Source organism: Bartonella sp. B10834G3 (assembly GCF_016102505.1).
GTDB lineage: Bacteria > Pseudomonadota > Alphaproteobacteria > Rhizobiales > Rhizobiaceae > Bartonella > Bartonella choladocola.
Window position 1 is genome coordinate 316,441 of the sequence record NZ_JACFOM010000001.1, and the last position, 12,971, is coordinate 329,411.

Sequence of the window (12,971 nt, forward strand, 5' to 3'; positions counted from 1 at the left end):
AACTCCGGTTGCAAATGCAACCGGAAGAGCATGATTGCTATTATTGACGGAACAGCGACAAGATGTTCTGGCTGTTCTGGTTGGCAATCGACAAAGCCTGAATGCCCAATTGCTGTTGAACCTGCAAAGAAGCAAGGCGGGCAGATTCTGCATTCATATCGGCATCAACCAGTGAACCGACACCTTTATCAACGGCATCCATCAACTTGCTGACATAGTCGATCTGGCCTGTAACCTGAGCTTTTGCAGCACCGAGTGTTGCACCGGCAGTAGTAACATTAGACGTTGCTTTTGTAACGTTACCCTGAACACCTTTCAAAAGTGCTTCCATTGTTTTCGCGGAAACCTTGCTTAAATCGGCTTCAACAAAATCTTTAACAGTCATATACGTGGCAGCGGCAGCCAAGCCACGTTCTGCATTAGCTTTTGTTTTTTCATCTGCCGCATAATTAACCGCATTGACTAAACCACTAATCGTATACACTTTGTCTATGTCTTTTGCAAAAACAAGTTTCAAGACGCCGCCGGTCAAATCGAATTTACCATCAGTGGTCTTTTTGGCAAAGTTAAGGTCGGCACCGCCAACGTCGATCATATCAACATAAACAGCCGAACCTTCACGACGGTAAGAACCGGCAATACGGACTGCCTCGCCATTGTTACCAAGAATGTTTTTTTCAGCCAAAGATGCCGAATAAACAGCGGACTCGATATCATTCATATTGGCTTTTATATCAGCCTGAATCTTCTTGATGTCGCCTGGTCCTTTTTGATAAGCCGAAGTTAAAGATTTCTGGATGTTATCAAGATATTCTTTCGATTTATCAATGGTTGCGTTAGCAACATCAATCTGGCTTTTACCCAAAGCCATCGCATCGGAAACAGAACTTAATGCACTACGGTCGGATTTCATCATAGATGAAATTGACCAATAAGCGGTGTTGTCGGATGCTTCATTAATACGCAAGCCCGTTGAAACACGGCGCTGCGTTTTGTCCATACTATCACCAATGGAACGCAGTGTTTGCAAAGCATTCATGGCGGATTGGTTGGTAAGTAGACTTGTACCCATAATAATTGTTCCTTCGGATCACAAGTTTAACGGGAACATGCTGGCCAACCAGCGGGTGGAAGAGCGGCATCATGCCTATTAGACTTTCAGTTTTTTTACCCCTAACCTATCACAACTTATATGTAATATCTATATTATTAGTTATAAATAATATTTTATTATTAATAAAAAATACCGCCCATCAAGATCAATTATTTAACCATTACGTTATTTTTTTATTAACGTTTTTTACAATAGATATTGTTATATTCTTTTCAATAATAACTATTTATTCAACAAAAGGGCAGAAAAATATAAGGCAAAATTAAAAAAGGCCGCGTCGAAAACGTGGCCTTTTTAATTGATAAAGCAAATCCGGTTGCAAATGCAACCGGAAGAGCATGATTGCTATTATTGACGGAACAGCGACAAGATGTTCTGGCTGTTCTGGTTGGCAATCGACAAAGCCTGAATGCCCAATTGCTGTTGAACCTGCAAAGAAGCAAGGCGGGCAGATTCTGCATTCATATCGGCATCAACCAGTGAACCGACACCTTTATCAACGGCATCCATCAACTTGCTGACATAGTCGATCTGGCCTGTAACCTGAGCTTTCGCAGCACCGAGTGTTGCACCGGCAGTAGTAACATTAGACGTGGCACTTGTGACTTTGCCCTGAACGGCCTTCAGGATGCGCTCCATCGTATTTGCATCCACAGACGAAAGATCTGTGTTTACGAAGTCGCTAACTGTTATTTTGCTAATGATTCCGTTAATTTTACCTTCGGCTTCTTTTTTTTGATCGGCTGTAGCACTCGACGAATTCAGTGTTGCAATATTATCGTTGAGGTCTTTTACATCAATAGGACCTTTGGGTTTGCCGTTGGGGTCAGTGCCATCAGCCGGGGTGGTTTTTCCGAAAATGTCCTTCAGTTGGCCTTGGCTCAAATCGAATGTGCCGTTAGCGCCCTTGGTTGCAAAGTTGAGTTCTTTACCGCCAACGTCGATCATATCAACATAAACAGCCGTGCCTTCACGACGATAGGAACCGGCAATACGGACTGACTCACCATTATTACCGAGAATATTCTTTTCAGCCAAAGATGCCGAATAAACAGCGGACTCGATATCATTCATATTGGCTTTGATATCAGCCTGAATCTTTTGGATGTCGCCTGGTCCTTTTTGATAAGCCGAAGTTAAAGATTTCTGGATGTTATCAAGATATTCTTTCGATTTATCAATGGTTGCATTAGCAACATCAATCTGGCTTTTACCCAAAGCCATCGCATCGGAAACAGAACTTAATGCACTACGGTCGGATTTCATCATGGATGAAATTGACCAATAAGCGGTGTTGTCGGATGCTTCGTTAATGCGCAAGCCCGTTGAAACACGGCGCTGCGTTGTGTCCATATTATCACCAATGGAACGTAGAGTTTGCAAAGCATTCATGGCGGATTGGTTGGTAAGTAGACTTGTACCCATAATAATTGTCCTTTCGGATCACAAGTTTAACGGGAACATGCTGGCCAACCAGCGGGTGACAGAGCGGCATCATGCCTATTAGACTTTCAGGTTTTTCTTTACCCCCTAACCTGTCACAACCTATATATAATATATATATTATTAGTTGTAAATACTATTTTATTATTAAAAACAATACCTCACTCAAAAATCAATTGTATAACCATTACATTATTGTTTTTATTAACGTTTTTACAATAGATATTGTTATATTCTTTTCAAGAATAACTATTTATTCAACAAAAGAGAAGAAAAATATAGGGCAAAATTAAAAAAGCCGCGTCGAAAACGTGGCCTCTCTAATTGATAAAGCAAATCCGGTCGCATTTGCAACCGGAAGAGCATGATTGCTATTATTGACGGAACAGCGACAAGATGTTCTGGCTGTTCTGGTTGGCAATCGACAAAGCCTGAATGCCCAATTGCTGTTGAACCTGCAAAGAAGCAAGGCGGGCAGATTCTGCATTCATATCGGCATCAACCAGTGAACCGACACCTTTATCAACGGCATCCATCAACTTGCTGACATAATCAATCTGGCCTGTAACCTGAGCTTTTGCAGCACCGAGTGTTGCACCGGCAGTAGTAACATTAGACGTTGCTTTTGTAACGTTACCCTGAACACCTTTCAAAAGTGCTTCCATTGTTTTCGCGGAAACCTTGCTTAAATCGGCTTCAACAAAATCTTTAACAGTCATATACGTGGCAGCGGCAGCCAGTTTACCTTCTGCTGTATTTCGTGTTGCGTCATCTGTCGCATTATTAACATTAGAGACTAAATCACTAATCTTCTGATCTGTATTTATGTCTTGTGCAAAAACAAGTTTCAAGACGCCGCCGGTCAAATCGAATTTACCATCAGTGGTCTTTTTGGCAAAGTTAAGGTCGGCACCGCCAACGTCGATCATATCAACATAAACAGCCGTGCCTTCACGACGATAAGAACCGGCAATACGGACTGCCTCGCCATTATTACCAAGAATGTTTTTTTCAGCCAAAGATGCCGAATAAACAGCGGACTCGATATCATTCATATTGGCTTTGATATCAGCCTGAATCTTTTTGATGTCGCCCGGCCCTTTTTGATAAGCCGAAGTCAAAGATTTCTGGATGTTATCAAGATATTCTTTCGATTTATCAATGGTTGCATTAGCAACATCAATCTGGCTTTTACCCAAAGCCATCGCATCGGAAACAGAACTTAATGCGTTACGGTCGGATTTCATCATAGATGAAATTGACCAATAAGCGGTGTTGTCGGATGCTTCGTTAATACGCAAGCCCGTTGAAACACGGCGCTGCGTTGTGTCCATATTATCACCAATGGAACGCAGCGTTTGCAAAGCATTCATGGCGGATTGGTTGGTAAGTAGACTTGTACCCATAATAATTGTTCCTTCGGATCACAAGTTTAACGGGGACATGCTGGCCAACCAGCGGGTGACAGAGCGGCATCATGCCTATTAGACTTTCAGGTTTTTCTTTACCCCCTAACCTGTCACAACCTATATATAATATATATATTATTAGTTGTAAATACTATTTTATTATTAAAAACAATACCGCACTCAAAATCAATTGTATAACCATTACATTATTGTTTTTATTAACGTTTTTACAATAGATATTGTTATATTCTTTTCAAGAATAACTATTTATTCAACAAAAGAGAAGAAAAATATAGTGCAAAAGAAAAGGCCGCGTCGGAAACGCGGCCTTTCTAATCAATGGAGCAACTCCGGTTGCATTTGCAACCGGAAGAGCATGATTGCTATTATTGACGGAACAGCGACAAGATGTTCTGGCTGTTCTGGTTGGCAATCGACAAAGCCTGAATGCCCAATTGCTGTTGAACCTGTAAAGAAGCAAGGCGGGCAGATTCTGCATTCATATCGGCATCAACCAGTGAACCGACACCTTTATCAACGGCATCCATCAACTTGCTGACATAGTCGATCTGGCCTGTAACCTGAGCTTTTGCAGCACCGAGTGTTGCACCGGCAGTAGTAACATTAGATGTTGCAGTCGTGACTTTGCCCTGAACAGCTTTCAAAAGTACTTCCATTGTTGGCGCGGAAACTTTACTGAAATCGGCTTCAACAAAATCTTTAACAGTCATATCTCCGGCATTGGTAATCAAATCTGATTCTGCACTAGATATATCGCCTGCAGTTGCATCTGCTTTATTAATTCTGGCGAGTATAGCACTAATCTTTTTAGTATCGTCTGTGTTTATGTCTTTTGCAAAAACAGTTTCCAAAACACCTTTGGTCAAATCGAATTTACCATCAGTGGTCTTTTTGGCAAAGTTAAGGTCGGCACCGCCAACGTCGATCATATCAACATAAACAGCCGAGCCTTCACGACGATAAGAACCGGCAATACGGACTGACTCACCATTGTTACCAAGAATGTTCTTTTCAGCCAAAGATGCCGAATAAACAGCGGACTCGATATCATTCATATTGGCTTTGATATCAGCCTGAATCTTTTTAATGTCGCCTGACCCTTTTTGATAAGCCGTGGTCAAAGATTTCTGGATTTTATCAAGATATTCTTTCGATTTATCAATGGTTGCATTAGCAACATCAATCTGGCTTTTACCCAAAGCCATCGCATCGGAAACAGAACTTAATGCATTACGGTCGGACTTCATCATGGATGAAATTGACCAATAAGCGGTGTTGTCGGATGCTTCGTTAATACGCAAGCCCGTTGAAACACGGCGCTGCGTTGTGTCCATATTATCGCCAATTGAACGCAGCGTTTGCAAAGCATTCATAGCGGATTGGTTGGTAAGTAGACTTGTACCCATAATAATTGTCCCTTCGGATTAGATTTTAATCGGGACATGCTGGCCAACCAGCGGGTGACAGAGCGGCTTCATGCCTGCCAGTTTTACCGGTATTCTTTTCAATACCTTACTAACCTGTCACAACTTATATATACGTTATATTTAATTAATTGTAAATATATTTTTATAAAAATAATATAAACCTTATTTTTATTTTATACATACGCTTATCTTTATGTTTTTATTGATATTTTTTAAACTTTATCTAAAACTATAGTTAGTCGGCTTATGTTTTGATTGGCTCTATACGCTGCAATAACAATCAGAATTTCACATAAAAAAAGGCCGCGTCGGAAACGCGGCCTTTTTAAATTGATAGAGCAACTCCGGTTGCATTTGCAACCGGAAGAGCATGATTGCTATTATTGACGGAACAGCGACAAGATGTTCTGGCTGTTCTGGTTGGCAATCGACAAAGCCTGAATGCCCAATTGCTGTTGAACCTGCAAAGAAGCAAGGCGGGCAGATTCTGCATTCATATCGGCATCAACCAGTGAACCGACACCTTTATCAACGGCATCCATCAACTTGCTGACATAGTCGATCTGGCCTGTAACCTGAGCTTTCGCAGCACCAAGAGCTGCACCGGCAGTAACAACATTAGACGTTGCATTCGTGACTTTGCTCTGAACAGTTTTCAGAACCTGTTCCATCGTTGCCGACGAAACTTTACTGAAATCGGCATCAACAAAATCCTGAACGGTCATATCCTTGGCAGCGTTAGTAATGGCGTCTTGAGCATCTGTTACGCCTTTCTTATCTGCGTCAGTGGCAGTATCACCTTTTGCTGCAAGAGCAGCCTGAGCTTTTTGAAGATCATCGTCCAATTTCGCAAAATCCGGTGCAGTTTCTGCTTTACCAAAAACGTCTTTCAAGACGCCTTTGGTCAAATCGAATGTGCCATCGGCGTTTTTAGTTGCAAAGTTAAGGTCAGCACCACCAACGTCGATCATATCGACATAGACATTCGATCCTTCACGACGATAAGAACCGGCGATACGGACTGACTCGCCACCATTACCAAGAATGTTCTTTTCAGCCAAAGATGCCGAATAAACAGCGGACTGAATATCATTCATATTGGCTTTGATATCAGCCTGAATCTTTGCAACATCGCCTGAACCTTTTTCATAGGCGGTGGTCAAGGATTTCTGGATGTTATCAAGATAATCTTTCGATTTATCAATGGTTGCGTTAGCAACATCAATCTGGCTTTTACCCAAAGCCATCGCATCGGAAACAGAACTTAATGCATTACGGTCGGACTTCATCATGGATGAAATTGACCAATAAGCGGTGTTGTCGGATGCTTCGTTAATACGCAAGCCCGTTGAAACACGGCGCTGCGTTATGTCCATACTATCACCAATGGAACGCAGTGTTTGCAAAGCATTCATAGCGGATTGGTTAGTAAGTAGACTTGTACCCATAATAATTGTCCCTTCGGATTAGATTTTAATAGGGACATGCTGGCCAACCAGCGGGTGACAGAGCGGCTTCATGCCTATTAGCTTTACCGGTATTCTTTCAAATACCTCACTAACCTGTCACGCCTTGTATTTAGTCGGCTTAGCAATAAAAATAAAGACCTTTTTGGAAATTTTTTTTAAAAATCGCCTTTCGAGGCAATTTCATTCAGCTAAAAGAGCGGATAAGGCTTCCTACAAGCAAATTCCAACCGTCAATCAAAACGAAAAAAAGAATTTTAAAAGGCAATGATATGACGGTTGGCGGCAACATCATCATACCCATAGACATCGTCAAAGTCGCAACGACGAGGTCGATAACCAGAAATGGCAAGACAATGAGAAAACCGATCTCGAAACCACGCCGCAATTCGGAAATCATAAAAGCGGGCACCAGAACACGGTAATCGACCTGTTCTCCCGACCCCACCTGAAATGAAGGGTCTGCGAGGTCGACAAAAAGATCAAGGTCCTTTTCCCGCACCTGACTAAGCATGAACTCCCGAAACGGTTGTCCAATGCGTTCTGCCGCTTGCTGCTCATTGATCTGGTTATTCATGAGCGGTTGCACACCACTGGTCCAAGCCTGATTGAAGGTTGGTGCCATAACATAAAATGTCATGAACAAAGCAAGCGAGATCATGACCAGATTGGAAGGCGCTGTTTGCAAACCGAGGCCGGAACGCAAGAGTGAAAAAGCAATGGCAAAGCGGGTAAAGCTCGTAACCATTATGAGCAAGCCCGGTGCAACAGATAAAACCGTCAACAATCCGAACAGTTGGACAATGCGTCCGCTCATCGACGTACCCGCCTGAGGCAACAGGTTTGAAAGAGAATTGGCGGCCGCCCCTTGTGAAGCCGCAGTGCTTGCTTCCTGGGCAAAGGCCGAACCAATGCCGATCATAACTATAACAAGACTGAACAGAAAAAGGCGTTTCATTGCTCGACCACCAAACTGGAAATCAGCACATTGGTGACTTTGCCTTTTGAACGCGTACGCGCTCTTTCAACAAGATCTTCACGCAGATTCATAAGCCCCGAAGCACCCTTGATCTGGGCAATCGTACTGTTTCTCAGAAATGCCAGAAAATCGTTGGAAATTTCCGCCGCGACGGATGGCGACAACACTTCGCCCGGCTGGGATACAAGCGAACATTCCACACGAATCCATGCATTGTTCGGTGCTGCCATATTGGTAAGAATAGGATTTAAAACTGTAACACTGCTATTTGAAGCGATTGTATCTGCCGTTTTTTCCGCTTCATTTTTTTGTTCGACGGGAGGGGGAGCAATTTCTTTGCCGATCTGTGTTCCCAAAAACCAGCCGCCGCCTGCTGCGACCAAAGTCAAAATAACACCGGCAACAAGCAGCGTTTTGACACCGCTGTCTTTCTTCTCTTTTCCGTCGCCTTTTGCAGGTTCGCCAGCCATAAAAACCTCTTGGGTTAAAAATTAAAAGGCATTTGCACTTTAACTATAGTTTATTATCCTAACCGGAAATACATGAATAAACCTTAAAGCACCATGCTTTCAAGACTTTATCGCGGATAATAAAGGCAGGAAGCCGGTTGAAAACCGAACTCCCTGCCCGAATATCCGGTCAATCCTATCAGAACGGAGAGATCTGGTTCAAAATCTGTTGTCCATAAGGCGGCTGTTGAATTTCACTCATACGACCGCGCCCACCGTAGGAAATACGGGCTTCGGCAATTTTATCATATTCGATCGTATTGTTACCGGTAATATCACGCGGACGAACCACACCGGCAACATTGAGAACACGCAATTCGTAGTTGACACGGACTTCCTGTGAACCGTTGATAACGAGATTACCATTTGGCAAGACATCTGTGACAACCGCAGCGACTGATAGTTTGATGTCTTCCTTACGTTCAACTTTTGCATCACCCTTCGAGTGGGCGGTGGAATCACCGTTCACACTACCGCTATTCTTGCCGATAAGCGGATAGGTTGCCCCCAACGTATATTTGCCATTGGCATCACGTTTCAGATCGCTTTTGTTGTTCATGTTTGCGCGGTCATTAATCAAAATCAGCACAGTGAGCACATCACCGGGTTTCATGGCGCGAGGGTCACGATAAAAGCTGTTCGACGAAGAGCGGTAAAGCGAATATTTGCTTTCTTTCGGCTTGGTCGGGTAAATATCCGGATTCATTGACGGTGCATAACCGAGATCTGCCCGAACCGGCGAAAAATCAGGCACCGAGTTGAAATCCTTTGTATTGTAAGAACAGCCAGAAAGCGCAACCGTTGCCAGAACGACACTGATAAGCGCGACTCTTGATTTACGGGTGTCTAAAAGTTTTTTCATTTGTTCAACTTTCATCATTGGCCTGCTTTTACAGCCTTGGGTGCCGGTTTGTTTTCCGGCGGTAATTTTTGTGCACTGACCAGAACCTTGGTCAAATTTGCCGACTTTTCCGGTGGCAATTCATTCATGATGGCGCTCGAAACACGCGGCGTCAGTTTCAGCATAATGGCAGCAGCAGCAAAATCATCAACCAGCGCCAATTGGGCGGCTGCCGCATCCGGACGCATTTTGGAAATAATATTGACCAGCGAATCCTGTGCTTTGGCCAAAAACTCGTTCCGTTTATTCAGCCAGTTCTCATATTCCTGACGTTTTTCTTCCAGAACTTTTATACGATCATCAATTTGCGTGCGTAATTGTTGCAATTGCTGGCTTTGCAATTCAAAACGGGCATCCGCCGCCTGACTATCAATGTTACCGCAGAATTTTTCAATTTCATCCTGCGAGGCATTGGCAGAGGGAAGTGTGCGCTGTGCAGACGGGGCTGAAGGAACTGTTGCAGATTTATTTTGAGTGGCTGTATTGCCCGCCTTCTGTGCAAGAGCAGTGTTAACAAGCCCGAAAAACGGAACCAAACCCAGAACTGCCAGAACTTTACGCCGCGATCTCATCATTGAACCACAAGCTCCGCATGAAGTGCACCAGATGTTTTTATCGCCTGAAGGATAGCAATGATACCGGTGGGCTTAACGCCAATCTGGTTTAACCCTTTGACGAGATTATCAAGATCGGTTCCACCAAGAATACCGATATTGGAAGTTTGCTCATTTGCGTCGACTGCCGTTTGTGGCACTACAACTGTTTCACCGTTTTCACTGAAGGGTTCGGGTTGTGAAGCATAAGGCGTTTCGGTAACACGAACTGTCAAACTGCCGTGAGAAATTGCAACGCGCGAGACACGAACCTTTTCGCCGATGACAACTGTGCCGGTGCGTTCATCAACGACAACGCGGGCAACTTCGTCTGTCGGAATGGGAAGCCCCTCGATTTCTGCAATGAAACGGGCAGCCGAAATGCTGGCGGGTTTTTTCAAAACGACCGTTTTTGCATCGCGTTCTTTGGCAACACTTTGATGATAGCGTTTATTGGCAAAAACATTGACAAGATCGGCAACACGAATAGCGGTTGAAAAATCCGGATTATGCAATTCCAGAACAATATCGGCATCGCGGTTGAAGTTTCCTTCGACTTTGCGTTCGACCAGCGCGCCATTCGGAATACGACCTGAAGTCGGAACACCCTGTGTTACGCTCTCGGCAGCTCCTTGTGCAGCAAAACCGGAAATAATCATATTACCTTGTGCAACAGCATAAGTTTCGCCATCGGCACCGAGAAGCGGTGTCATAACCAGTGTACCGCCTTGTAAGGACTTGGCATCACCAAGCGAGGAAACGCTTACGTCAATTCTTGAACCGGGCGTTGCAAATGGTGGAATATCGGCCGTAACGATAACAGCGGCAATATTGTTTGCACGCGAAGCACCGGCTGGCGGGCTAATGCCCAGATTGTCCAACATGGCACGCAAAGATTGTTCGGTGAAAGGTGAATTACGTAGCGAGTCGCCTGTACCGTTAAGACCGATAACGAGACCATAGCCGACGAGCTGGTTTTCACGAACACCCTGAATTTCTGCAATATCTTTCAGTCTGGCAACAACACCGGGGCGTGAAAGATCGGAATAGCGCATCTTTGCCGGATCACCACCCGACCCGAGCCATGATGCATCAGAGGCCGCTTCGGAATTGAAATGGCGTACATTGCGGCCACCTTCATCGGCAAATGCGGGCATAACCCCCATCAATAAAGCCGCGACAAGTCCTAACGAACGACCAATCTTTAACGAACGACCAATCCCAAACGAACGACCAATCATTGCCCACCTACCCTGACACTACCGTCAGATAAGACCGTACCGCTCACAATACGACCGGAATCGACATTGCGAACCTTGATAAAATCGCCTGCACTACCTGGCTCCATAGAAACGCCCGATGCAGTAATGACGAGGTCTCCGGCATTGAAAACCAGTTTTGTATTTTGACCACGTTCGACCAATACCGGATCGCCCAGAGCTGACAAGGAAATCGGCCGGCCTGCCGGCAATGTCCGTTTGGCCACTTTGTTCAAAGCCTGCTTGACATCTGTTACATATAACGGTGCGGCATCGACTTTGATGTAAAACATTCTTTCGCTGAGACCGACATTGCTTACCGGTTGTCCTGCATAAACCGTTGTGGTCGGAACGAGAAAGCCTATCCTATCCGCATAAGCTTGCGTTATCGACGCGGTCGACAACAATAAACCAGCAATAAGGAGAGAAAGCTTTTTCATTTTAAATTACCTTAAATTCTTCGATACGACTGCCGACATTTCATCTGCCGCCTGTATGACTTTGGAATTCATTTCATAAGCGCGCTGGGCAGCTATCAATTCGGTAATTTCTTTCACCGGATCAACGTTGGAAGCTTCGAGATAGCCTTGCATGATTGACCCGTAATTTTCTTCACCGGGGTTACCGGCAATCGGTGCGCCCGATGCCTGTGTTTCACGAAACAGGTTATCACCGACCGCCTCAAGACCTGCTTCATTGGTGAAATTGATCATATTGAGACGACCTGCTTCAACAGGAGCAGCATCGGCATCCGGCTGGTAGGTCACCCGTCCATCGGCGCTCACGGTAATAATGCCGTTTTTACCGATTTCGTTCGGAACGGTAATGACCGGCTGGACAAGATTACCATCCAGAGTAACAACTTGCCCGTTTTCATTCAGATTGAATGCACCCGAACGGGTATAAAACGTATTGCCATTCGGATCCTGAATTTCAAAATAACCACGGCCACGGATTGCCAAATCCAGCGAGTTGGATGTCTGGACAAACGAACCTTGCATATTGTTTTTGCGAACGGCAGCCGTGCGAACACCAAGACCGACAATGGCACCTTCAGGAATTGTCGCTTCGTTCATCATGTTCGGAACGCCAACGGCGCGATCGGTCGTGTACATAAGATCGCTGAATTCGGCACGGGAACGTTTGTAACCTGTTGTATTGATGTTAGCAATGTTGTTTGCGATAACATCAAGGTTGGTCTGCTGGGCGTTCATACCGGTGGCCGCAATTGATAAAGATCTCATAACCATTGGACTTTTCCCTTTATTGCTCTGGTTGGTTCAAATTTGTTATCCGGACCAACCGGTTAAATCTGCATACGACTGATTTCGAGATAAGCTTGAACAATTTTATCCCGAATGGCGATTGCGGTATTCAATGAACGTTCGGCATCCATCACCGAATTGACAACTTCACGCACCGACACGTCGCCACCTTCCATTTTCTGCATTGAAAGGCTTTCGGCCTTTTCAAGATTGTTGCCGACAGCACCGCTAACTTCAGCCAGTACCTGATCGAAACTAGGACTTTTTACACCCTGAGCCTGACCTGTAGCTTGCGTGTCTAATGAAGTTGTCTGGCTGGCATTAGCGCCTTGTGATTGCCCCAACCTTTCAAGAGCGGCACGTGTTGTTGCTGATGTTAACGACTGTATCATTATTACATCCCCGTCATTTTAAGCGCGCCCGCAAGCAAATGTGCAGACCGGCAGATAACTTCGAGATTGGCTTTATAATTACTTTCATCGCTAATCTTTATAATCTGGCCTTTAATATTGATCTCATTATTACCCAATTGTTCTTCAAGCTTAGAAAGATTTTCATCTTTATTTATAATTATGGTTTTCAACT

Annotated in this window: 14 protein-coding genes; all 14 read right to left on the minus strand. The window is 44.4% G+C overall.

The genetic code is table 11. The features are described 5' to 3' along the window. Positions 1 to 40 precede the first annotated feature (40 nt). Entirely contained in the window at positions 41 to 1,072 is a 1,032-nt protein-coding gene (locus H3S94_RS01340; protein ID WP_198240067.1) for a flagellin, read from the minus strand. A gap of 390 nt (positions 1,073 to 1,462) precedes the next feature. Then, positions 1,463 to 2,539 (minus strand): flagellin, encoded by a 1,077-nt coding sequence (locus H3S94_RS01345; protein ID WP_198240068.1) that lies wholly within the window; start codon positions 2,537 to 2,539, stop codon positions 1,463 to 1,465. 392 nt (positions 2,540 to 2,931) lie between these two features. Continuing rightward, positions 2,932 to 3,963: a flagellin gene (locus tag H3S94_RS01350; protein ID WP_198240069.1), complete on the minus strand. Its 1,032-nt coding sequence runs from the start codon at positions 3,961 to 3,963 to the stop codon at positions 2,932 to 2,934. Positions 3,964 to 4,352: 389 nt separating this feature from the next. After that, positions 4,353 to 5,393: a flagellin gene (locus H3S94_RS01355; RefSeq protein WP_077991050.1), complete on the minus strand. Its 1,041-nt coding sequence runs from the start codon at positions 5,391 to 5,393 to the stop codon at positions 4,353 to 4,355. A gap of 401 nt (positions 5,394 to 5,794) precedes the next feature. Beyond that, entirely contained in the window at positions 5,795 to 6,862 is a 1,068-nt protein-coding gene (locus H3S94_RS01360) for a flagellin (protein WP_198240070.1), read from the minus strand. Between the two features lie 205 nt (positions 6,863 to 7,067). Next, a complete protein-coding gene (gene fliP / locus H3S94_RS01365) occupies positions 7,068 to 7,838 on the minus strand; it encodes a flagellar type III secretion system pore protein FliP (protein ID WP_198230682.1) in 771 nt (256 codons plus the stop codon). Beyond that, entirely contained in the window at positions 7,835 to 8,329 is a 495-nt protein-coding gene (gene fliL / locus H3S94_RS01370) for a flagellar basal body-associated protein FliL (RefSeq protein WP_198230681.1), read from the minus strand. Before fliL ends, fliP begins: the two co-directional genes overlap by 4 nt. A gap of 178 nt (positions 8,330 to 8,507) precedes the next feature. Further along, positions 8,508 to 9,230, minus strand: a complete 723-nt coding sequence (flgH, locus tag H3S94_RS01375) for a flagellar basal body L-ring protein FlgH (RefSeq protein ID WP_077994443.1) — start codon at positions 9,228 to 9,230, stop codon at positions 8,508 to 8,510. 14 nt (positions 9,231 to 9,244) lie between these two features. After that, on the minus strand, positions 9,245 to 9,844 hold the full coding sequence (locus H3S94_RS12065; protein WP_077991044.1) for a MotE family protein: 600 nt from the start codon (positions 9,842 to 9,844) through the stop codon (positions 9,245 to 9,247). Next, the gene (locus tag H3S94_RS01385; RefSeq protein WP_198230680.1) at positions 9,841 to 11,103 is read right to left on the minus strand and encodes a flagellar basal body P-ring protein FlgI; all 1,263 of its coding nucleotides are present in this window, start codon (positions 11,101 to 11,103) and stop codon (positions 9,841 to 9,843) included. Before H3S94_RS01385 ends, H3S94_RS12065 begins: the two co-directional genes overlap by 4 nt. Further along, positions 11,100 to 11,561, minus strand: a complete 462-nt coding sequence (gene flgA / locus H3S94_RS01390; protein ID WP_077991040.1) for a flagellar basal body P-ring formation chaperone FlgA — start codon at positions 11,559 to 11,561, stop codon at positions 11,100 to 11,102. The genes H3S94_RS01385 and flgA overlap by 4 nt, the downstream gene beginning before the upstream one ends. A gap of 6 nt (positions 11,562 to 11,567) precedes the next feature. Continuing rightward, on the minus strand, positions 11,568 to 12,365 hold the full coding sequence (gene flgG, locus H3S94_RS01395; protein ID WP_188318098.1) for a flagellar basal-body rod protein FlgG: 798 nt from the start codon (positions 12,363 to 12,365) through the stop codon (positions 11,568 to 11,570). A gap of 62 nt (positions 12,366 to 12,427) precedes the next feature. Next, positions 12,428 to 12,778 carry a flagellar hook-basal body complex protein FliE gene (locus tag H3S94_RS01400; protein WP_077991033.1) on the minus strand — a complete coding sequence of 117 codons (351 nt, stop codon included), beginning with the start codon at positions 12,776 to 12,778 and terminating at the stop codon, positions 12,428 to 12,430. Between the two features lie 2 nt (positions 12,779 to 12,780). Next, positions 12,781 to 12,969 (minus strand): hypothetical protein, encoded by a 189-nt coding sequence (locus H3S94_RS01405; RefSeq protein ID WP_198230679.1) that lies wholly within the window; start codon positions 12,967 to 12,969, stop codon positions 12,781 to 12,783. Positions 12,970 to 12,971 lie beyond the last annotated feature (2 nt).

Coding starts and splice junctions, on each gene's coding strand:
- flgH (WP_077994443.1), bottom strand. CDS start 9,230: ATGAAAAAACTTTTAGACACCCGTAAATCAAGAGTCGCGCTTATCAGT.
- fliP (WP_198230682.1), bottom strand. CDS start 7,838: ATGAAACGCCTTTTTCTGTTCAGTCTTGTTATAGTTATGATCGGCATT.
- H3S94_RS01355 (WP_077991050.1), bottom strand. CDS start 5,393: ATGGGTACAAGTCTACTTACCAACCAATCCGCTATGAATGCTTTGCAA.
- flgG (WP_188318098.1), bottom strand. CDS start 12,365: ATGAGATCTTTATCAATTGCGGCCACCGGTATGAACGCCCAGCAGACC.
- H3S94_RS01340 (WP_198240067.1), bottom strand. CDS start 1,072: ATGGGTACAAGTCTACTTACCAACCAATCCGCCATGAATGCTTTGCAA.
- H3S94_RS01350 (WP_198240069.1), bottom strand. CDS start 3,963: ATGGGTACAAGTCTACTTACCAACCAATCCGCCATGAATGCTTTGCAA.
- H3S94_RS01345 (WP_198240068.1), bottom strand. CDS start 2,539: ATGGGTACAAGTCTACTTACCAACCAATCCGCCATGAATGCTTTGCAA.
- H3S94_RS01385 (WP_198230680.1), bottom strand. CDS start 11,103: ATGATTGGTCGTTCGTTTGGGATTGGTCGTTCGTTAAAGATTGGTCGT.
- fliL (WP_198230681.1), bottom strand. CDS start 8,329: ATGGCTGGCGAACCTGCAAAAGGCGACGGAAAAGAGAAGAAAGACAGC.
- flgA (WP_077991040.1), bottom strand. CDS start 11,561: ATGAAAAAGCTTTCTCTCCTTATTGCTGGTTTATTGTTGTCGACCGCG.
- H3S94_RS12065 (WP_077991044.1), bottom strand. CDS start 9,844: ATGATGAGATCGCGGCGTAAAGTTCTGGCAGTTCTGGGTTTGGTTCCG.
- H3S94_RS01400 (WP_077991033.1), bottom strand. CDS start 12,778: ATGATACAGTCGTTAACATCAGCAACAACACGTGCCGCTCTTGAAAGG.
- H3S94_RS01360 (WP_198240070.1), bottom strand. CDS start 6,862: ATGGGTACAAGTCTACTTACTAACCAATCCGCTATGAATGCTTTGCAA.